We start from the raw sequence: 21,586 nt of genomic DNA, 5'->3' as shown, positions 1-21,586 counted from the left end.
TCAGCCTAACGACACATCCAAAATCATCATAATCACAAAGCCCAACATTAAACTGAGCGTAGCAATATCCGTATTGCCGTTACTTTGCGATTCGGGAATCAGTTCCTCCACCACCACGAAAATCATTGCACCAGCGGCAAATGCCAAGGCATAAGGCAATATTGCCGTCATAGAAATCACAAATAATGCACCGATAACCGCGGCAATCGGCTCAACGACCGCCGAAAGCGAACCGTATTTAAACGCTTTCCAACGGCTGTGACCTTCACCGCGAATCGGCAACGCAAGGGAAGAACCTTCGGGAACGTTTTGTAAACCGATACCGATCGCCAAACCGATGGCACCCATAATCGAAGCATCCACCCCCGCCATATTGGAGGCAACCGCACCGAACGCCACCCCAATCGCCAACCCTTCGGGGATATTATGAATAGTAATGGCTAAAAAAAGCAGCACGGATTTCGGCAGTTTTTTCTTCAACGCAATACCTTCCGCTTCTTCTACGGATTTATCCAAATGCAGGTGGGGAACAATGCAGTCGATAGCGCGGATAAAGAAACCGCCGGCTAAAAAGCCGATTGCTGCGGGAAGCCAACTCCATTCACCGTAAGTCGGCTCCGCATATTCCAATGCGGGCGCCAATAGCGACCAAAACGAGGCGGCAACCATCACACCCGCGGCAAATCCCATCATTGAATCCAAAATTTTACGGTTCACAGTTTTAAAGAAAAACACAAAAGCGGAACCGAAAATGGTACAAAACCATGTAAATAATCCTGCAAGTAAGGCTTGCACAGCAGGGTGTAAAGAAAAGAAATAATCAAGCATAGATAAAAAATAATCGGTAATCAACGGGTTGCATTACAAACAAGCGGTCAGATTCCGTAAAAAATTTGCAAATTTTTATCCGAAACCGACCGCTTGTATTTTAGATTTTAGTTTTATCGCGAACCGCACCTTTATCCGCCGAGGTCGCAAAATGTCCGTACACTTTTAATGCAAAAGAGACTTCACGCTGGCGGTTTGCCGGTTTCCAGCCTTTTACATCTTGTTCTGCACGGCGTTGAGCAAGCTCAGCCTCAGGCACAACCAGTTCAATTTTACGGTTTGGAATATCAATATCAATGGTATCGCCGTCTTTCACCAGACCGATCAAACCGCCTGCGGCCGCTTCCGGTGAGCAGTGTCCGATAGATAAGCCCGATGTACCACCGGAGAAACGTCCGTCTGTTAATAACGCACAAGCCTTGCCTAAGCCCATTGATTTTAAGTAGCTGGTTGGATAAAGCATCTCTTGCATACCCGGGCCGCCTTTCGGACCTTCGTAGCGGATAACCACAACGTGTCCTGCACGCACTTTACCGCCTAAAATCCCTGCAACGGCATCTTCTTGGCTTTCAAACACAATGGCTTCGCCTTTGAATTTTAAGATCGACTCATCTACCCCTGCGGTTTTCACGATACAGCCGTCTAAGGCAATATTGCCCGACAACATCGCTAAGCCACCGTCTTGGCTGTACGCGAATTCTTTGCTACGGATACAACCGTTTTGGCGGTCATCATCAACCGTATCCCAACGGGTGTCTTGTGAGAAGGCTTTGGTGGTGCGGATACCTGCCGGTCCTGCACGGAAGAATTTATGCACTGCTTCGTCTTTGGTTAGCATAATGTCGTACTTCGCAATTTGTTCCGCAAGGCTTAAGCCTAATACGGTGCGAGTTTGATTGTTCAATAAGCCAGCACGATCCAATTCGCCTAAAATCGCCATAATCCCACCTGCACGGTGTACGTCTTCCATATGATATTTGGCTGTATTTGGTGCCACTTTGCTTAAGCAAGGCACTTTGCGAGAAAGGCGATCAATATCCGCCATCGTGAAATCCACTTCCGCTTCTTGTGCTGCGGCAAGTAAGTGTAAAACCGTATTGGTTGAACCACCCATGGCAATATCTAAGCTCATTGCGTTGTCAAATGCCGCTTTGGTTGCAATAGAACGTGGCAATACAGACAGATCATCTTGCTCATAATATTTTTTGCATAGCTCAACAATTTGCGTACCGGCATCTAAGAATAACTGTTTACGGTCGGCATGCGTCGCAAGGCAAGAGCCGTTGCCCGGTAAACTTAAACCGAGAGCTTCTGTTAAGCAGTTCATTGAGTTTGCGGTAAACATACCTGAACAAGAACCACAAGTTGGGCAAGCAGAGCGCTCAATCGCATCAACATCGGCATCAGACACATTTTTATCTGCACTCTGCACCATCGCATCGACTAAGTCTAATTTGATGATTTGGTCGGATAGCTTGGTTTTCCCAGCTTCCATCGGACCGCCAGATACGAAAATCGTTGGAATATTTAAACGCAACGCCGCCATTAACATTCCCGGCGTGATTTTGTCGCAGTTTGAAATACACACCATCGCATCGGCACAGTGAGCATTAACCATATATTCTACACTGTCGGCAATTAAATCACGGCTTGGTAGAGAATAGAGCATACCGCCGTGTCCCATCGCAATCCCATCATCAACCGCAATAGTATTAAACTCTTTTGCTACGCCACCCGCTTTCTCAATTTGCTCGGCGACAAGCTGCCCCATATCTTTTAAATGAACGTGTCCCGGCACAAATTGGGTAAAGGAGTTCACCACCGCAATAATCGGCTTACCAAAGTCATTTTCTTTCATTCCCGTCGCACGCCATAAGGCACGCGCGCCCGCCATATTGCGACCTTGTGTGCTGGTCGCCGAACGTAATTTAGGCATAAATAATCTCTCCAAGTTTTTTTATGTTGTGTTTAATTGTCTAAAATAAAAGTTGCCGCCATTTGTGAATGTCACTGTGCGGTATCGAAAAAAGGTAAGGAACTGTCCGCTTGCCGTACCAATAAACCGATTTCGGTACAACCTAAGATTACGCCTTCCGCCCCTTGCTGTGCTAATTCATTAATTGTGTTGAGATAAAATGCTTTTGAATCGGGTAAAAATTTTCCGACACAAAGCTCTTCAAAAATAATGCGATGAATTTCTTGCTGTGTGTCCTCATTCGGTACAAGAGCGCTAATTCCCCTTTCTGCCAATCCGTCACGATAAAAAGCATCAGACATGGTGAAACTTGTACCGAGTAGTGCGATTTTCCGTAATCCTTGAGCTTTAATTGCTCTTGCTGTGGCATCTAAAATATGCAGAAACGGAACCTGAACAGCTTGAATAATTTGCGGAGCAACTTTGTGCATGGTGTTAGTGGCTAATAAAATACCGTTTGCACCGATTGTTTCCAGTTTTTTCCCGGCATCCGCCAATATTTCCCCGGCTTTTTGCCAATTGCCGCTTTTCTGGCATTGTACGATTTCATCAAATTCAACGCTCACCATCAATAAGGGCGCAGAAATGTTTCCGCCTTTGGTTTGGTTGACCAAACGATTGATTTCACTGTAATAAGTTACCGTACTTTCAGGAGACATTCCGCCGATAATACCGAGAGTTTTCATCACTGTCCTATCTATATTTATCTGTTACTGTTTTTGTTGAAGTTGGTCGATTTTCCGCATCGCTTCTTGCGCTTTTTTTGGATCGGCTTTTACACAAGCATGTCCCTTTTGATACATACGCGCCATGACTAAATGCGATTCAAAATCGTCTGCTTCCATGGCTTTATTCAGCCAATCTAACCCTTTCTCACAATTCCGCGCTACGCCATCACCTTCAAGCAGCAGACTGGCTGCCATGCCCATTGAAATAGGTTCCTTTTGTTCAGCGGCTTTTTCATACCAATATAAGGCTTTTGCTTTATCCGAGGTCGGAAATGTCGGTTCGCCCAAATAATACATATCGGCTAATTCGCGTTGTGCTAACGGAAAACCTTGTTCCGCCGACTGCTCAAATAATTTCAGCGCTTTATCCATATTACTACGGGTTTGCTCGTCCAATACCGGTTTGTGATCGGCATCCCGTCCGTAGCTTAAACCGTTTTTTCCGAAAAATAACATCAATCCGAGCTGATATTGTGCCTGTGGCAGACCTTGTGCGGCAGATTGTTCAAATAAGGCTTTTGCTTTATCCCAATCTTTCTCTACACCCAGTCCGTCCAAATACATCATCCCCAAATTGTTTTGCGCACGTTTATTGCCTCTATCCGCATAAGGTTGCCAAATTTTTAACGCGGTAGCGAAATCGTCGCTTAACATAGCCGCTTTTGCCGTTTCGTTCTGCCGCTCAAATTCGGCATCCGTTGTTTCGGCAACGGCAGGATAAAAGAACAATAAGGTAGAAATCATCAATAAGGCTTTAAAGTGCATATCGGCATTTCCGTTGTCAGTTGAGTTCAATCACATCCGGCAATTTCACTAACTGATTAAGTAATAATTCCACCGTTCTTTCGCTTTGAACGGCAACATTCAGCGTTATTTCCGTCCCGTTGTTTTCGGCATTGAGCGACAGCACTTCAAATCCGCGGTGACGGATTACTCTGAGTAAACGCTCAAGGGTCTCAGGGCGTTTATTGGCTTTGATAACGAATTGATATTGTTGCATTTTCTTTCCCTTACACACCGATGTCTTCTTCCAACATATCCGTATTACAAGCATTCGGCGGAACCAACGGCCAAACGTTTTCCTCATTCGGAATGCACACATGTAATAAATACGCTCCTTTGCTGTTGAGCAAGCGGTCTAAGGCGGCGGACACTTCCCCCGCTTTTTCAATGCGTTCCGCCGGAATATCAAAAGCGTTGGCAAGCATCACAAAATCCGGATTATCATCCAAAATCGTTTGGCTGTGGCGACCGTGGAAAAAGAGCGATTGCCATTGACGCACCATGCCTAAACGTTGGTTGTCGAGTAACAGAATTTTAACCGGCAAATTGCCACGTTTGATTGAACCGAGTTCTTGCACGTTCATCATAAAAGAGCCGTCGCCGCTAATCACAATCGTCGGATCATTCGGACGGGCTTTCGCTGCGCCGACCGCAGCAGGCAAACCGAATCCCATTGAGCCGAAGCCCGCTGAGGTGATGTAATTTTCAGGAGCATCATGTTGCATATGTTGTGCCGACCACATTTGGTGCTGACCAACGTCAGTAGTAATAATCGCATTGTGTGGTTTACGTTGCGAAAGGGTGTGTAACAATGCCCAAGGATCGATTTCGCCTTCGCCGGCATTTTCTTGATAAGTGAAATCAAAATCCGCTTTCAGTTTACGCACATCGGCACGCCAGGTTTCAATCTCTAACGGTTGGGCAAGTGCGGTCACCGCTTCGATTAAATCCCCTTGCAACGCCACGTCCGCTTTGCGTAACTTGTTGATTTCCGCCACATCAATATCAATATGAATCACTTTGGCGTGCGGGGCAAAGGTATCCAGTTTACCTGTCACTCGGTCGTCAAATCTTGCGCCGCAAGCGATGAGCAAATCACATTCTTGTACCGCATAGTTCGCCGCTTTCGTGCCGTGCATACCGATCATCCCCATATAAAGCGGGTGTTGCGGCGGAATGGTGCCTAAGCCTTTCAAGGTGGAAACGGACGGCATATTTGCAATTTCTACGAAAGATCTGACCGCTTGTACCCCGCCTGCCATACCGACACCGCCGCCGACATAAAGCACCGGACGTTTGGCTTGCGCTAACAAAGACTTGGCTTGAGAAAGTGCGGTCGGATTTTGCGCCTTTGGCGGCACTTTTTCATAGACGATAGGAGACAGTGAGGTCGGTGCAAACTGCACGTCTTTCGGAATATCGATTAACACCGGTCCGGGGCGACCGCTTTGGGCAATTTGGAAGGCTTTAGCGATAATTTCAGGTAATTCATCAATGTTTTGCACGATGAAACTGTGTTTGGTACAGGCAAGGGATAGCCCCAACACATCAGCCTCTTGGAAAGCGTCCGTACCGATAAACGCCGAAGCGACTTGCCCCGTAATGGCGACCACCGGAATCGAATCCATTAACGCATCGCCCAAACCGGTAACAAGGTTGGTCGCTCCCGGCCCTGATGTCGCAATACACACGCCCGTTTTGCCCGTTGCCCGAGCATAACCGATCGCCGCCATCGCCGCACCTTGTTCATTACGGCAGAGTAAATGATCTAAACCCGAATCATAAATCGCATCGTACACCGGCATAATTGCGCCGCCCGGGTAGCCGAAAAGAGATGTCACGCCGTGAGCTTTTAAACACTCAATGACTAAATTTGCACCGTTCATGGATGTTGTGTCCTTTCTTCTTTTTCTAAAAACATAAGGCGCTATTGATAACACAGTTTTGATAAATTTTGAACCATAGTAATAAAAATTCCTCAAATAAAGTTGAAAATGTATAGAATGAGTCCAATCTATCCGAGTAAATATTTATTGAGGGATTGTTTATGCCGTTATTACTCGTATTCATCGGGCTGTTTTTATACATTTATATCGAAATCTCATTACTTGTCAGTGTCGGTTCCGCTATCGGCGTGTTACCGTTAATTTTATGTATGATCGCCATTTCAGCCGTTGGGTTGTGGCTCGTGAAACTGCGGGGATTGATGACCGTAATGCAAATCCGCAGTGACCTTGCGCAAGGTAAAATCCCTACACAAGCGGTCACATCTTCCATCTTTTTTGCAATCGCAGGCGTATTATTGATTATTCCGGGCTTTTTGAGCGATATTTTAGCGTTATTGCTCCTGTTGCCGATTAGCCGCCAATTACTACAAGCGCTTTTTATGAAACTGTTTGCAAGCCGAGTTAAGTTTATGTCTTTTGGCTCAACCTATCAGGGTTCATCACAACATAACACCACATTTGATGCGGAGTTTGAACGTAAGCAAGATGACAATAAACGGTTGAAATAATGAATGTTTATCAACTGGCGTTATTAAAAGTCCACGGCACGGCAATTTTCTTCGGTTTATCGGGCGTTGTCGGCGTACTGATTGAAAGTGGTTCTGATGTACTCGTTTTAGGCAGAGCCATGATTGCCTTTGCTTGTATCTCATTGTTTTTCTTATGGAAAAGGCAATCATTAACAAAGCTCTCTACAAAAGAAAAACTCTCTCAGCTGATTTTAGGCAGTTTACTTGCATTGCATTGGGTCAGTTTTTATTTAGGCGTAAAAATCGGTGGTGTTGCAGTCGGCACGCTCGGTTTTGCTAGTTTCCCTGCGTTTGTTGCCTTGTGTGAAATGATTGTGTTCAAAGAGAAATTGCATTTCCGTGAATATATTTTGCTACTGGCGATTTCTGTTGGTTTGATTTTAGTTACCCCTGAATTTGAATTCGGCAACCAAGCAACGCAAGGGCTATTGTGGGGCATTTTCTCGGCAATCAGCTATGCGGTACTTGCGGTGTTAAACCGCCGAAATGCGAGTAAATTATCGGGTATAGAATCTAGTTGGTGGCAATATGTGGCGGTGATTATCGTCCTATTGCCGTTTTCTGCAACGTCTTTACCGAGTGTGAGTGCAACGGATTGGCTTTGGATTGGTTTTATCGGGCTTTTCTGCACAACCTTTGCTTATACCTTGTATGTGTCCAGTTTAAGTGTGATTAATGCCCGTACCGCCGCTATGATTATTTCTCTCGAGCCTGTTTATGCCATTATTGCCGCATGGATTTGGTTCGGCGATGTACCGACGTTATCAATGGTTATCGGCGGTATCTTGATTATCGGCTCCGTCGCTTGGGCGAATTTGAAGAAATAAACAAGCGGTCGGTTTATACGGAAAATTTGCAAAATGTTGCACCGAACAGACCGCTTGTTAAATTTAGTGGCATCCGCCTTTTTTACCGCCGCAGCGATCGCATCCGTCACATATCGTCCGTTTACGGTTTAAAACGAATTTCCACACGACATAACATACGCATGCGATAACAATTGCGCCCACAATAATATTCTGAATCATCCGACAATCCTCAATGTAATATGATATACCGCAAGAGCAAAAAGATAGGCTAACACAAATAAATAAGCCGTGATGAATGTAGTTTGTTTGGCTGAATTAGTTTCCCGCTTAATGACGGCTAACGTTGCCATACACATGGGCGCATAAATATACCAAGCGATAAACGCCAACGCCGTCGGTAATCCCCAATCATTATGAACAATCGGCATGAGCGCACTGGTAATCTGCTCTTCCGAACCGCTCACCGCATAAACCGTACCTAACGCCGCCACAACCACTTCTCGGGCGGCAATGCCCGGAATCATCGCAATACACATTTGCCACGTAAATCCTAACGGTGCGAAAATCGGCTCAATAAGATGCCCCAACATGCCGGCAAAACTATAATCAATCGCCGGTGCCGTCGCATTTTCCGGGGCGGAGGGGAATGTCACTAAAAACCATAAAATCACACTTAATGCGAAAATAATCGTTCCTGCGCGTTTTAAGAATGCACTCACCCTATCCCACAAGCTGAGACAAATATGTCTAAAATTCGGCATGCGGTAAGTCGGCAATTCCATCAGCAACGGAAATTGTTGCACGCGACCTTTACGTAGTGCAAACCGCTTAGTAATGTAGGCCGCTAAGCCTGCAGACAAAATACCGATCACATACAGTGAAAACAGTGTCAAACCTTGCAGATTAAACACGCCCCAAACGGTTTGCGCCGGGATAACCGCCGCAATAATCAAGGTGTAAACCGGTAAACGCGCCGAACACGTTAACATCGGTGCAATCGCAATCGTCACCAAGCGTTCCCGTGGGTCTTGGATGGTTCGGGCTGACATGATCGCCGGCACCGCACAAGCAAAACTGGAAAGTAAAGGGATAAACGCACGCCCGGACAAACCGCTTTTTGCCAATAAATTATCCAATAAAAAAGCGGCTCTCGGCAGATAACCGGAATCTTCCAATAGCAGAATAAACGCAAATAAGATGGCGATTTGCGGTAAAAACACCAGTACGCCGCCGACACCGGCAATCACACCGTTCACCAATAAGTCGGATAAAATACCTTCCGGCAGGGTTGCCGCAATCCATTCGCCAAGATCGGTAAAGGTGCTTTCAATCAGCTCCATCGCCGGTTCCGCCCATGAATATACCGCTTGAAAAACGAACAGTAAAATGATCAATAGCAATATAATGCCGCCAATCGGGTGCATCACGATATTATCCAAACGTTGATGCCATTGCGGTAGTTCCAAATCTTGCTTAACCACTTGGGTAAGGAGATGTTCAACCTCTTGATACAACCGCCGGCTGTCCAACTGTTCCAAGGTTTGTTCGGCGGCGGCAAGATCTAACGGAGCGGCTTTACTCTTCGGCAGGGTAAGAATCGCTTCGCGTAATGACTGAATGCCGTCTTTTTTGATGGCGACCGTTTCAAAGACAGGCACGCCGAGCAATCCGCTTAATTTTTGCGTATCAATCCGTAAACCGCGCGAACGGGCAATGTCACTCAAATTCAGCGCCACCAACATCGGCAACCCTAACGTTTTAATTTCCAACACCATACGGAGAGTCATACGCAAATTTGTCGCATCCGCCACGGCAAGGATCACATCCGGTTGATGACCGATTTTTCCCAACACCATATCGCGTGCAACCGCTTCATCCAAGCTGGTTGTCCGCAAGCTGTAAGTCCCCGGCAAATCGACGATACGAATATCGGCGTCATCAATAAATGTTCCTTCCAGTTTATCGACCGTCACCCCGGCATAGTTTGCCACTTTGGCATTCGCACCGGTTAAGCCGTTAAACAGAACGGTTTTCCCACAGTTCGGTGCGCCGAGAAGTACAATATAACGTGTCATGGCTCTTACTCCAAAATACGGCAGATAATTTTATTCGCTTCGGGTTCCCGTAAAGCGAACTGTGATTTATTGCCCAATCTGACCGCATAAGGCCCTTTTCCTAACGGTCCTTTGGCTATCACGGTTAATGACATACCTTCGGAAAAGCCTAAATCGGCTAATCGACGACTGACGATGGGATCAATTTCACCGAAAATATCACTGGCAACAATCGTTTGAATTTGAGCGACAACATCTTTTTCCAAAGAAGCAAGGGAAATAACGGACATACAACACCTCTAAATAAGAACAATTATTAATTGTTGCACAGTATGCAAAATGCGAATGAATCGTAAAACTACTAATACCTAAAAATTTGATACATCTCAAAACTAAACGAAAAAAACCCTATAGTTCGGTTGACTATAGGGTTTCTCAAATTCAATCAAATTTGTTAATGATCGTCATGATTTTTCTTTTTGCAAATTATTCATCATATCCGACCGCTTGTTATAGTATTGAAATAATGTCGCCGTGTATTGAATGATCCAGCCGACGCATAATGCAAAAGCGACCGTGCTGATCCCAACGGTTCCACCGAGAAAGAAACCGAGTACGCAGACGATCACTTCAAGACTTGTACGAACGACACCGACACGCCATCCGTATTTTAAACAGATGCCGACCATCAAACCGTCTCGGGGTCCGGCACCAAGATAACAAGAAAGATAAAAGGTTGTGCTGATGCCGAAAATAATGATACCGCTGATCATCACACCTAAACGGGACAACAGATCGTCGGGAGGCGGAACATATTGTACGATAAGGTCAATAAACAGCGCGATCCAAAAAATATTTAAGATTGTCCCTAAGCCGAAACGTAATTGAAGCGGAATCCAAAGTAATAAAACAATTATACTCACAATGGCAACCACCGTACCGATAGATAGCCCTGTTTGTAACGCAACACCTTGGGAAAATACAGTCCAAGGGCTTGACCCTAAATTTGCGAGAACCAATAACCCATCACCAATTCCCATTAAAATAGTAGCAATCGAAATCATCAACAAAGCACTCGGTTTAAGATGCCATTGATGCTCTGCCGTCCAAGGCATATTTGGAATAGGTGATTTTCTACTCATAGCGTAATGCTTCCGCCGGTTCGATTTTTGATGCCCGATATGCCGGATAAATCGTACAAGCCAATGAAAGCATAATCGAAGACAATACAATGATACCGACTTGTTCGTAATCAATCTCGGTAGGTAACGATACACCGTGAGGATTGATTAAGGAAATGACTTCACCAAGATAATTGGTTGCCAATATCCCCAATAATCCGCCTAACAATGCCCCGATGATTCCCACAATGGCACCTTGAGAAATAAAGATTTGAGTCACTTGCCCTTTCGTTAGCCCTTGTGTTTGTAAAATCGCAATTTCCCCTTGTTTATCGACGACCATCAGGCTTAATGAGGTCACAATATTGGAAATCGCCACAATGATAATCAGGCTAATCAATAAGCTCATCATGTTTTTTTCCATACGCACGGCTTGGAAAAATTCCCCTTTTTGCTCACGCCAATCGTTAATTTTCCAGTTTTCTTGCGGGAAAAATGAGGCTAACTCCGTCACTTGAAAAGGATCATTCAGGAATAAACGCATCCCTTGAGTTTGGTCGGTCGGGATACGCATCAAACGCCCGACATCCGTCAAATTGGCAAATAATGTGAAACCGTTGCTTTGTTTGTGCATCTCCTCCGGATAAAATCCGGCTACCGTAAACAAGCGTTGAACGGGAACACGCCCGAATGGTGTATATTGGCTGTTTTCCGTTATCATTAAACGAATTTTATCGCCAACGCTTAAATTCAGCTGATCGGCTAAAATTGTACCGACTAACACATTAAATCCATTTTCGGGAAGACGTTCGGCGACATTCGGTACATCGGCAAGTAACGGATCATCTTTGTTATCCGTCACACCAATAAGCTGACCGGCGTTAATACCGTCGTGACTTTGGATAATGACATTGGCGCGATTAATCGGGACGGCTTTGTTAATATACGGCGGTAAAACGAGTGTTTCCGACAACGGCCAATGATATTCCGACGGCGCGACAATCGCATGCGGTAAGGCTGAAAGGACATTGCGCTTTTGGGTATTTTCAAGCCCGTTCATGACCGATAACACGATAATCAACGCCATAACGCCCAAGACAATCCCCAACGTGGCCAAATTTGTAACCAATCGACCGAAACGGTCACCGCTTTTCGAACGCCAGTAACGAAACGCGATAAATAACGGTGTATTAAAATGCATCATATTTATCCATAAAAAGAAAGGCGGATAGAATTGGTAAAATTCTACCAAAATCTACCCGCTTGTATTATGTATTTTTGCTATATCAACGAAAAATTAGTGAATAACACCGCATGCCATACGTGCACCGCCGCCACCGAGAGGTGCCGGATGATCGGAATGGTTGTCACCGCCCGCATGAATCATTAACGATTTACCTTTAATTTCGCCCAACGTTTTCAAACGCGGTGCCAATACCGGGTTAGTTGACGTGCCGTCATGATTGACAGTCAATGCCGGTAAATCGCCCAAATGCGCTTCGTCAGACCAAGGGAAGCCGTGTTTTTTGGCTTGTTTTGGGTCCCAATGACCGCCGGCACCCAGCCCCGCCACGAGTTTACCGTCTTTCTCTTTGGGCTCACAACTTGGGTTTTCATGAAGATGAAAACCGTGTAAACCATGCGTTAATCCGGTAAGGTTCGGTGTGAACACCAAACCGTAAGCCGATTCGGTGATCGTGACCGTGCCGACATCTTTATTACCGTTTTGCGGATCAAGTTGTTGAACTTTCACTTCAATTTTAGCGGTTGAATCTGCCATTATCGGGGCTGAAAATCCAAAAAGTGCCGTTAAAGCAAGGGTCAATGCTGTTTTTTTCATAGAAACTCCTCTTCTAGGTTAATCATGAATTATTTGCCCGTTTTGACAAATTCTTCAATATTTTGTGCCACTTTATTGACTAACGTGGTCACCGCCGAATCACTCGCCCACGCTACGTGTGGCGTAATCAATAAATTCGGTAAACGTTTCGCTGCTTGAATCAACGGGTTATCTATCGCCGGCGGTTCTTTAACCAACACATCCAACGCCGCACCTGCAATTTTGCCGTTTTCCAATGCATCAAGTAAGGCGGTTTCATCCACCAACGGACCTCGACCGGTATTAATTAAATAAGCCGTCGGTTTCATTAACGCCAACGTATCGGCATTGATCAGATTTTGGGTGGTTTCGGTTAACGGACAATGTAAGGTGATGATATCTGCTTGCTTTAATACCTCTTCAAACGGTGTATAACCGTCACGAATGGCAGAAGCACCTTTATGCTCCGCATAAAGCACTTTCATACCGACTAACTCAGCCAAACGTCCGACCTCGGTCCCTAAACAGCCTTTGCCGAATACGCCAAGGGTTGAACCGCGCACATCGGTAATCGGATAATCGACATAGCAGAATTGCCCGCACGTCGCCCAACGGTCACTGGTGATTTGATCGCGATGATAACTCATTAAACTGTGTTTTAATGAAAAAATCATCCCTAAAACGTGTTCTGGTACTGTCACACTGGAATAGCCCGGCACATTTTTTACCGCAATACCCAACTCTTTGGCTGCAACTAAATCAATATTATTTGTCCCTGTCGCCGTGATTGCAATAAGCTTCAGTTTCGGCAATTTCGCTAATAACTCTCGTCCGAATAACACTTTATTGGTGATGACAATATCGGCATCTTTAGCCCGTTCATAGGTTTCCTCTGCCGTCGTTCGCTCATATTCGATCCAGTTATGCGGAAAAGATGGACGAGGAATTTCATGACTGGCAGGGATACTGGTACGATCTAAAAAAACGATATTCAACATAATTGACTCCTAATTTGTTTTTTCATTTTTGGACTATATAACAAGCGGTCGGTTTTAACAAAAAATTTACAAAAACAGACCGTACAATAACGAAAGCGCAGACCGCTAACTCAAATCGACATTTTTGCAGGCGAAGAAATAGGTCGTTATAAAACCAACCGTATAGGCACTCAGCGTACCGATTAAATAAATGGCGATTGCCGGGAAAATACCGTTCGCCGAGGTCATGAGCGGAATGGCGAGTAATCCTGATGGCCCGAATACCGTATTCAGCCCCATCGGATAGCCTAAAAAAGCAATCAACCCGATCACAAAGCCTCCCGCCGCACCGCCGATACACGCGGTAATAAACGGTTTAACCCGTGGTAACGTCACCCCGTAAATCAGCGGTTCACCGATACCTAAAAAGCCTGGGATAATTGCCCCTTTGATTTGCGTTCTGAGTACCGACGCTTTATCCGCCCGCACATATAACGCTAGCGCCGCACCGACTTGCCCCGCTCCCGCCATGGCTAAGATGGGGAATAATGCGTTAAACCCTTGTGTTTCCACCAACGCAAAATAGACCGGTACGAAACCTTGATGAATACCGAACATCACGGCGATTAAGAACAATCCTGCCAGCACAGCACTACCGAACGGATTGCCGTTTAGGTGCGAAAATAACCAAGACATGCCGTCAAACAGCACCACACCGATCGGCATAATCATTAAAAAAGTAAATACGCCCATAATCAGTAATGTGATCGTGGAGGTTAAAATCATATCCAAATTATCGGGAATAAATTTCCGAACCCATTGTTCCACTTTGGCACCGACAATTGCGGCAATCAACACGCCAATGATATTTCCTCTCGGATCAATACTTAAACCGAAAAAGCTACTCATCCCCGAATAAATGCCGGCTTTCGCTTCCGGGTTGTAACCTAAAATGAACAGCGAAGCGATAATCGCACCGTTAACGCCCGAACCGCCGAATGCTTTCGCCGCATTGTAACCAATCAAAATGCAGAGGAAACTGAACAAGCCTTTGCTGAATACTTTCATGTAATTGACTAACTCGACAATCACGGAATTCGGCTGTTCAACGCCGGTAATAAAAAGTTGTTGAAATAAGGTGGCAAACCCTAATAGTAAACCGGCACCGATAAATCCCGAAATTAACGGCGTAAAAATCGTCGCAAATTTTGTGAGGAATTGGTGTATCGAAGAAGTTTGTTGTGATTTTATCTGCTGTTTATTCGTCTTTGCGATCGTGGTCAAATCCTGCCCGTCGGATAACAGGCTTTTCATCAGCTCCGCCGCTTTTGCCGCTTTGCCGGGACCTAAAATAATTTGGCACTGTTCCTGTGCCGCCACAATCCCCAAGACCCCTGATATTTGTTTGAGTTTATCCTGTCGGGCAAGAGACGGTTCATTTAAGGTCAATCGTAATCGCGTCATACAATTGCTCACGGTACGAATATTTTCCTTACCGCCGAGTAATTGAATAAATGTGTCGATCATTTCTCTGTTTATCGCTGTCATCATATCCTCCTTAGGTGATAGACCTTGTCATTTCATTCAACTAAGCACATACAACCGCTTGGGTGCAGTTTAATCCGAGCGATAAAAAGTGAAAGAAAAAGAAGCGTAATTTGTGATCCGCTTCGCAATAAAAAAGCCATTTAAAGCATAAACTTAAATGGCTTTTAAAGACTATGAATTACTTGAGCTTGGCTAAGCCGTCCGAAGCTTGTCGGTGCAATAATTTGAAATCGTCATTATCGCGAATATACGGTTCGGTATAATCGATAACTTCTTGGAAATACACCTTTGCCTTCGTGATGTCTTTCGCCGTCCCGATACCTTCCGCCGACATTTCCCCCAATCTTAAATAGGCTTCCGGCGTTTCCGCACCGAGATACAACTCAAACGCTTTTGCCGCATCTTTCGTCACCCCTTTCCCTTGCTCATACAGCTGACCGAGCAAATACCCTGATTCGCCGATACGCTCTTCCGCCACCTTTGCCAAATACTCAGCCGCTTTAGGATAATTTTCTTGCAATAAATAAATTTTACCCAGTTCAAAATACGCTTCCTGCGCATTTTCATGCCGGCTTTCGGCAGCTTTTTCATACCAATAAATCGCTTTATTGAGATCTTTTTCTAATTCAATGCCCTGCGCATAGCGCTCCCCTAACATCATTTGGGTAAATCGGTTGCCACCGTTCGCAGCCTTTTCCAACCACTGTAAGCCCGTTTGTTTATTTTTGGCGACACCGCTGCCCGACAGATACATTTCACCGATTTTATCCATCGCATCCAAATGCCCTTTTTCAGCCAACGGCAGCCAAATTTCAAACGCTTTTTTCGGATTACCGTCCATCACAGCTTCATAGCCTTTATCAAACCGAATATTATCTGTCTCATCGGCATAGCTTGATACGCTCCATGTCATCGCGCCGATGACGCTCAATAATGTCATTAATTTCATCACAAGCCCTCAAAGAAAAACGGTTAGTTTTGCAAATTATTGCGTCAAACTAACCGCTTGTTGATCCGCAGATTGGTTATAAACGATAGCCGTTTAATGAGACGTATCAATGTCTTCAAACGATTTGACCAAATCATCAATCGCTTTCATTTGGGAAACAAAGGCCTCCAATTTGGATAACGGTAATGCTGACGGACCGTCGCATTTTGCCTTGTTCGGATCCGGGTGGGCTTCTAAAAATAATCCCGCCAAGCCGATCGCCATTCCCGCTCTGGCAAGTTCGGTCACTTGATCACGGCGGCCGCCCGATGCCGCCCCGAACGGATCACGGCATTGCAACGAATGCGTCACGTCAAAAATCACCGGGCAACCTTTCGACACTTTTTTCATCACGTTAAAACCAAGCATGTCCACCACTAAGTTATCGTAGCCGAAGTTGGTCCCGCGATCGCATAAAATCACTTTATCGTTACCGCATTCTTCGATTTTCTCAACAATATTCCCCATTTGCCCCGGGCTTAAAAATTGCGGTTTTTTCACATTGATGACTGCCCCCGTACGAGCCATGGCTTCCACTAAATCCGTTTGACGGGCAAGGAAAGCCGGTAATTGGATAATATCCACGACATCGGCTACAGGCTGACATTGATAGATTTCATGAACGTCGGTAATAATTTTTACACCAAAGGTGTCTTTCAGCTCTTGGAAAATTTTTAACCCGTCTTCCATACCCGGTCCGCGGTAAGAGTGAATCGACGAGCGGTTCGCCTTGTCAAAAGAGGCTTTAAAGACATAAGGTACGCCCAATTTGTGCGTCACTTCCACATATTTTTCACATACTTTCATCGCCATATCGCGACTTTCCAGTACGTTCATTCCACCGAATAGTACGAACGGTTTGTTATTGGCAATTTCAATATTGCCGAGAGTGATTGTTTTTTGTTGCATAAGGAATCCTTAATAATTTCACTCCCCCGCTTGCGGGGATCTACAGAAGGTAGAGGGGCTTTTCCCCACCCTAACCCTCCCCCGTAAACAAGGGAATATACTATTTAATGTAAAACACTTGCTTTGCTCTGTTTTTCAAGTCCTGCAATTTCAAGTTTCAACATCATCGCCGACGGGTCATCCGGACATTGATCGATAAAATAGCTCAAATCTTCATAAGCGGCTTGATAGCAATCCATACTGGCTAAAATCATTCCGCGATCACGAATTTCATACGGATCTTCCGGATCTTGCAGCAAGCGGTATTCAATCAAACGCAATGCTTCTTCATACTTTTTCTCACGGGTCAACGCCATTTTAAACACGGTTTCCAATCGTTCTAACAATTCGGCTTCATTTGCAATACTTAAGGTCTCACGATCCAATTCCGCACCGAATCCCATTTCGCCTTCAAGCCATTTCTCTAACTTTTCAACGCTTAAGGTCGAACCGTCCCACGGATTGATAAAATGCGTTTCTTTCCGTCCGCCTTCCGTGGTAATGTCCGCACGAATAATCAATTGTGTCGGGAAATTCACCGGGTAAAGCGGTAAATCCAATACCGACGCCAAATGCAATAAAATGGCGCCGAGGGACACCGGCATACCGCGATGGTGGCGCAGTACCTTATCCAATAATAAATTTTGCGTATAAAAATATTCCGCATGGTGGCAATGGAAGCCTTCATCGTGATAGAAAAACTGCAATAGCTGCGCAATACGCACCGAATCCGTTTCACCGTTAACTTGATAGCGCGCTTTTTTGACCAATGCCGAAATCAAACCGTAAATTTGCGGTTCCGTCAATGTCGGATTCACAATTAAACTTAAACGAATCAACTCTTTATATAAAAATCGTTGTAGTTCGATCCGCTCTTTTTTTGATAATGCCGTACGCTGTATTATTTCGTCCATATCGCCCACGTTATTCTGTCGTTACCGCCGTAATCTTGTGCGGTTTGAGGATTATTCCATTGATGTTGTTTAAATAATGTTCTGACCTGTTCGGCTTGTTGCCAACCGTGTTCTAAAATCAACGCCCCGTTTTGACGTAAATATTGGGGGGCTTGTTCAATAATATGTTGTAAATCCGCCATGCCTTGGCTATCCGCCACTAATGCCGACAGCGGTTCAAAACGAACATCGCCCTGCATGAGGTTTTCATCTTGCGCATCAATATATGGCGGGTTGCTGACAATAAGGTCGAATCGTCGGTTTTTCAAGGCATCGAACCAATCGCTGTGCAAAAATCGAACTCGTTCAAAAGCAAATTTGGTACGATTCTGCTCCGCTAATTCCACCGCGTCAAGCTGTTTATCCACACCGATAATTTCCACCCGATCGTTTAATTCGCTTGCCAAAGCAAGAGCAATGGCTCCGGTACCGGTACCCAAATCCAAAATTTGCAAATCTTTAACGGAATCTAACCGCTTGTAAGCTTCTTCCAACGCAATTTCAACAAGGCGTTCCGTATCGGGACGCGGAATCAACGTCGCCTTTGAGACACTCAGCGGTAACGACCAAAATTCCCTTTCACCCAAAATATAAGCCATTGGCTCGCCTTGCTGCCGACGAGCCAATAATGCTGTTAATCGGGCGATTTCCGCCTCGCTTAAGCACGTTTCGGAAAACGCAAACAGTGCGGATTTGGAACGTTTCGTTACCGATTGCAGCAACAAATTGGCATCGCCTTTCGGATTCAAATAAGGGTCCTGTCCGAGATTTTTCGCCAATACGGCTGTCGCCATATGGAGCCACTGCGCATAATTCATGTTTATTTGACGACCTTGACACAAACTCCCGAACGCGTTGTTTGGTTCAAATTTTGCATCACGGAAAACGAATTCGGCGTGACGTTGCTCACGCTTAGATTCAACGATTTTTGATCCGGCTTAGTCATCTGTGAGTGAATGGCGTTGTAATACTCTTTTTCCATGGCTTTCAACTCTTTATCCGTTTTCAACGATTCTTTCACTTGATCGGAATGATTCGGCGTTACCGCACTCTTCGTGAATTGGTAACTTAACGTATGGTTCGCATACGCCCATGAACCGGTTCGTTTTACATCATACTGAAACATCGGATTGTCTTTCGGCAGCATGATCTTACCGAGATAATTGGCTTTACCGTCTTTCCCCAAACTGATTTGATTCGCCGTTGAGATGTTCCCGCCGTCCATACGACATTCCCAATTACCGATGAAATTTTTACTGCTGATCTGAGTTTGCCCGAAACCGGTGAATTGGCATGCCGATAAAAGGGTAGTCAAGGTTGCGATTGCGACTTTTTTCATATGCTTTCCTCAAAAATATAATGGATAAATTTAACATCGACCGATGCCGAAATGTCTTATCATACTGTTTTTCAACAGTAAATAAAGCGGCAAGCGGTCATTTCTTTGCAAAATTTTGCAAAAAAGTGACCGCTTGTTACGATTAATTTTGTTCCGACAACGCCGCCAACTGATCCGCTTGATATTCGGTAATAATCGGCTGAATTAACTCGTCGATTTTGCCGTTCATCACTTCATCTAAACGGTAAACGGTTAAGTTAATGCGGTGATCGGTGACACGCCCTTGTGGGTAGTTGTAAGTACGGATTTTGTCTGAGCGGTCGCCTGAGCCAAGGAGGTTACGGCGAGTATCCGCTTGCTCTTGAGCTTGTTTTTCTTTCTCAACTTGAACAATGCGTGATGCAAGTACGGCAAGTGCTTTGGCTTTGTTTTTGTGTTGTGAACGTTCATCTTGGCATTCCACCACAATCCCTGTCGGAATATGGGTGATACGCACCGCAGAGTCGGTGGTATTCACGTGCTGACCACCCGCCCCTGATGAGCGGTAGGTATCGATACGCAAATCTGCCGGGTTGATTTCCGGCATTTCGGATTCCGGTAATTCAGGCATGACCGCCACCGTACAGGCGGAAGTGTGAATACGTCCTTGAGATTCGGTTTTTGGTACACGCTGTACACGGTGACCGCCAGACTCGAATTTGAGCTGTCCGTAAACGCCTTCACCGCTGATTTTGACGATAATCTCTTTATATCCGCCTTGTTCGCTTTCGTTAGCACTTAATTCTTCTATTCTCCAGCGCTTGCTTTCCGCATAGCGACTGTACATACGGTATAAATCGCCTGCGAAAATACCGGCTTCATCCCCGCCTGTTCCAGCACGGATTTCAAGGAAGCAGTTATATTCATCATTCGGATCTTTTGGTAATAATAAGATTTGCAGATGTTGTTCCAGATTTTCAATTTCCGCTTTATTGGCTTCAATTTCCTCTGCCGCCATCTCTTTCATATCAGGATCATCAAGGAGAATTTGTGCTTCCTCAATATCGTTATTGAGCTTTTTCCAACGGTTAAAGGTACCGACCACATCTTCCAGTTGGGAATATTCTTTGGAATAGGCGCGAAATTTATCTTGATCGCTGATAATCGTCGCATCGCCAAGTAAAGCTTGTAGCTCTTCGTGGCGTTCGCTTAGGCTGTCTAATTTGCTGATAATGGAATCTTTCATTTTATCTGTTTATGGAATGAATAAATTAAATTCCCTCCCAATATCGGGAGGGAACGAGAAATACTGCTATTGTATCGGAAAATCCTTATCGGATAAACGCAAAAAAGCCTAGATATTCTCTAGGCTTTTATTATCAATATCAATCGGCTTGGAAAGAATTATTTTACTAAATCTTTCAATGCTTTACCTGCTACGAATGCAGGTACATTCGCTGCCGGAATTTCAATTGCTTCATTAGTTTTAGGGTTACGACCTGTACGCGCTTTACGGTGGTTCACTTTGAAAGTACCGAAACCGATAAGTTGAACAGAATCTCCTTTTTTAAGACTGTCAGAAATCGCATTTAAAGTTGCTTCCAACGCTGCTTTAGCATCTTTCTTGCTTAACTCTGCACTGCTTGCAATTGCATCGATTAACTCAGTTTTGTTCATAGGTTTTTTATCCTCTAAAGATTTTTTTATAAATTGACAATAATTGCCCTAAAAATAAATTTGCGTAATGCGGTGATAGCTTAATTCAAACTTTGATATTCTCAAAGAGAATAATGCAAATTTTGTTACATAAATCACATTTATTGATTAATATTTAACCCGATATTGCTTATTCCACTCTCCCTAATCTCATTTTTAAGTCCTAATATTAGTTCAATATTACGCTCTTCACATTCATTCAATAAGCGATATATTTGCCATTGTACGTCTAACTCGTCCTGAATTTCAGCCGAATTTTTTAATTCTTGCTCGCTCAGAATACGGTCTTGTTGCGTCTCTAAATAAGTTGCAACCGTTGCAAGTGACAAACGGCTTAATTTAATCGCTTGCTCTAATGTTGAACCTGCAATAACACTGTGTAATATTTCAGATAATGCCTCACAGGCATCTTCAGCAGGAAATACACCATAAAAATCAAATTCATTCACGTCCGGAATAATTGCTTCCAATTTCTCCAGCTGGTT

General features: G+C 44.7%; 24 protein-coding genes. 2 read left to right on the top strand and 22 right to left on the bottom strand.

Annotated features, from left to right (window positions below; genetic code table 11):
• The 6 genes from ACEYKX_RS06665 to ilvG all read right to left on the bottom strand — a co-directional run bounded on the left by ACEYKX_RS06665 (position 1) and on the right by ilvG (position 6,200).
• Positions 1-828, bottom strand: coding sequence for a ZIP family metal transporter (locus tag ACEYKX_RS06665; protein ID WP_373767601.1), 828 nt, complete (start codon positions 826-828; stop codon positions 1-3).
• A 100-nt stretch (positions 829-928) separates the two neighbouring features.
• Positions 929-2,764 (bottom strand): dihydroxy-acid dehydratase, encoded by a 1,836-nt coding sequence (ilvD, locus tag ACEYKX_RS06660; protein ID WP_373767602.1) that lies wholly within the window; start codon positions 2,762-2,764, stop codon positions 929-931.
• 71 nt (positions 2,765-2,835) lie between these two features.
• Positions 2,836-3,489: an aspartate/glutamate racemase family protein gene (locus ACEYKX_RS06655; RefSeq protein ID WP_373767603.1), complete on the bottom strand. Its 654-nt coding sequence runs from the start codon at positions 3,487-3,489 to the stop codon at positions 2,836-2,838.
• Between the two features lie 24 nt (positions 3,490-3,513).
• A complete protein-coding gene (locus tag ACEYKX_RS06650) occupies positions 3,514-4,296 on the bottom strand; it encodes a tetratricopeptide repeat protein (protein WP_373767604.1) in 783 nt (260 codons plus the stop codon).
• A 16-nt stretch (positions 4,297-4,312) separates the two neighbouring features.
• On the bottom strand, positions 4,313-4,531 hold the full coding sequence (gene ilvM / locus ACEYKX_RS06645; protein WP_373767605.1) for an acetolactate synthase 2 small subunit: 219 nt from the start codon (positions 4,529-4,531) through the stop codon (positions 4,313-4,315).
• A gap of 10 nt (positions 4,532-4,541) precedes the next feature.
• On the bottom strand, positions 4,542-6,200 hold the full coding sequence (gene ilvG, locus ACEYKX_RS06640) for an acetolactate synthase 2 catalytic subunit (protein ID WP_373767606.1): 1,659 nt from the start codon (positions 6,198-6,200) through the stop codon (positions 4,542-4,544).
• Between the two features lie 161 nt (positions 6,201-6,361).
• On the opposite strand from ilvG, the gene ACEYKX_RS06635 reads away from it, so the two are divergent.
• Positions 6,362-6,829, top strand: coding sequence for an FxsA family protein (locus tag ACEYKX_RS06635; protein WP_373767607.1), 468 nt, complete (start codon positions 6,362-6,364; stop codon positions 6,827-6,829).
• A complete protein-coding gene (locus ACEYKX_RS06630; protein WP_373767608.1) occupies positions 6,829-7,677 on the top strand; it encodes a DMT family transporter in 849 nt (282 codons plus the stop codon). The genes ACEYKX_RS06635 and ACEYKX_RS06630 overlap by 1 nt, the downstream gene beginning before the upstream one ends.
• Positions 7,678-7,740: 63 nt before the next feature.
• Here ACEYKX_RS06630 and ACEYKX_RS06625 read toward each other — a convergent pair whose 3' ends face one another.
• The 16 genes from ACEYKX_RS06625 to ACEYKX_RS06550 form a co-directional block, all read right to left on the bottom strand.
• Positions 7,741-7,878, bottom strand: coding sequence for a FeoB-associated Cys-rich membrane protein (locus ACEYKX_RS06625; protein WP_373767609.1), 138 nt, complete (start codon positions 7,876-7,878; stop codon positions 7,741-7,743).
• A complete protein-coding gene (locus ACEYKX_RS06620; protein ID WP_373767610.1) occupies positions 7,875-9,734 on the bottom strand; it encodes a ferrous iron transporter B in 1,860 nt (619 codons plus the stop codon). The genes ACEYKX_RS06625 and ACEYKX_RS06620 overlap by 4 nt, the downstream gene beginning before the upstream one ends.
• 5 nt (positions 9,735-9,739) lie before the next feature.
• Positions 9,740-10,003, bottom strand: a complete 264-nt coding sequence (locus tag ACEYKX_RS06615) for a ferrous iron transport protein A (protein ID WP_373767611.1) — start codon at positions 10,001-10,003, stop codon at positions 9,740-9,742.
• Positions 10,004-10,177: 174 nt separating this feature from the next.
• A complete protein-coding gene (locus ACEYKX_RS06610) occupies positions 10,178-10,855 on the bottom strand; it encodes a YitT family protein (protein WP_373767612.1) in 678 nt (225 codons plus the stop codon).
• On the bottom strand, positions 10,848-12,035 hold the full coding sequence (locus ACEYKX_RS06605; RefSeq protein ID WP_373767630.1) for a lipoprotein-releasing ABC transporter permease subunit: 1,188 nt from the start codon (positions 12,033-12,035) through the stop codon (positions 10,848-10,850). The genes ACEYKX_RS06610 and ACEYKX_RS06605 overlap by 8 nt, the downstream gene beginning before the upstream one ends.
• 96 nt (positions 12,036-12,131) lie before the next feature.
• Entirely contained in the window at positions 12,132-12,674 is a 543-nt protein-coding gene (gene sodC, locus ACEYKX_RS06600; RefSeq protein WP_373767613.1) for a superoxide dismutase [Cu-Zn] SodC, read from the bottom strand.
• Between the two features lie 29 nt (positions 12,675-12,703).
• On the bottom strand, positions 12,704-13,651 hold the full coding sequence (locus ACEYKX_RS06595) for a 2-hydroxyacid dehydrogenase (protein ID WP_373767614.1): 948 nt from the start codon (positions 13,649-13,651) through the stop codon (positions 12,704-12,706).
• 105 nt (positions 13,652-13,756) lie between these two features.
• Complete coding sequence (gene murP / locus ACEYKX_RS06590) at positions 13,757-15,178, bottom strand: PTS N-acetylmuramic acid transporter subunit IIBC (protein WP_373767631.1); 1,422 nt, start codon at positions 15,176-15,178, stop codon at positions 13,757-13,759.
• A 178-nt stretch (positions 15,179-15,356) separates the two neighbouring features.
• Complete coding sequence (locus tag ACEYKX_RS06585; RefSeq protein WP_373767615.1) at positions 15,357-16,127, bottom strand: tetratricopeptide repeat protein; 771 nt, start codon at positions 16,125-16,127, stop codon at positions 15,357-15,359.
• Between the two features lie 93 nt (positions 16,128-16,220).
• Positions 16,221-17,075 carry a 3-deoxy-8-phosphooctulonate synthase gene (kdsA, locus tag ACEYKX_RS06580; protein WP_373767616.1) on the bottom strand — a complete coding sequence of 285 codons (855 nt, stop codon included), beginning with the start codon at positions 17,073-17,075 and terminating at the stop codon, positions 16,221-16,223.
• Between the two features lie 104 nt (positions 17,076-17,179).
• Positions 17,180-18,028 (bottom strand): SirB1 family protein, encoded by an 849-nt coding sequence (locus tag ACEYKX_RS06575; RefSeq protein WP_373767617.1) that lies wholly within the window; start codon positions 18,026-18,028, stop codon positions 17,180-17,182.
• Positions 18,016-18,885, bottom strand: a complete 870-nt coding sequence (gene prmC / locus ACEYKX_RS06570; RefSeq protein WP_373767618.1) for a peptide chain release factor N(5)-glutamine methyltransferase — start codon at positions 18,883-18,885, stop codon at positions 18,016-18,018. The genes ACEYKX_RS06575 and prmC overlap by 13 nt, the downstream gene beginning before the upstream one ends.
• Positions 18,886-18,887: 2 nt before the next feature.
• Entirely contained in the window at positions 18,888-19,406 is a 519-nt protein-coding gene (locus ACEYKX_RS06565; protein WP_373767619.1) for a hypothetical protein, read from the bottom strand.
• A gap of 142 nt (positions 19,407-19,548) precedes the next feature.
• Positions 19,549-20,631: a peptide chain release factor 1 gene (gene prfA, locus ACEYKX_RS06560; protein WP_373767621.1), complete on the bottom strand. Its 1,083-nt coding sequence runs from the start codon at positions 20,629-20,631 to the stop codon at positions 19,549-19,551.
• Between the two features lie 158 nt (positions 20,632-20,789).
• Positions 20,790-21,062 carry an HU family DNA-binding protein gene (locus tag ACEYKX_RS06555; protein ID WP_373767622.1) on the bottom strand — a complete coding sequence of 91 codons (273 nt, stop codon included), beginning with the start codon at positions 21,060-21,062 and terminating at the stop codon, positions 20,790-20,792.
• Positions 21,063-21,202: 140 nt separating this feature from the next.
• On the bottom strand, positions 21,203-21,586 hold a 384-nt coding region (locus tag ACEYKX_RS06550; RefSeq protein WP_373780666.1), incomplete at its 5' end, for a YjaG family protein.

It is taken from the genome of Glaesserella sp. (assembly GCF_041817755.1).
In the GTDB taxonomy this organism is placed as follows: Bacteria; Pseudomonadota; Gammaproteobacteria; order Enterobacterales; family Pasteurellaceae; genus Glaesserella.
The sequence above is the reverse complement of the archived record's forward strand: the minus strand, read 5'-3'. Positions and strand labels throughout refer to the sequence as shown.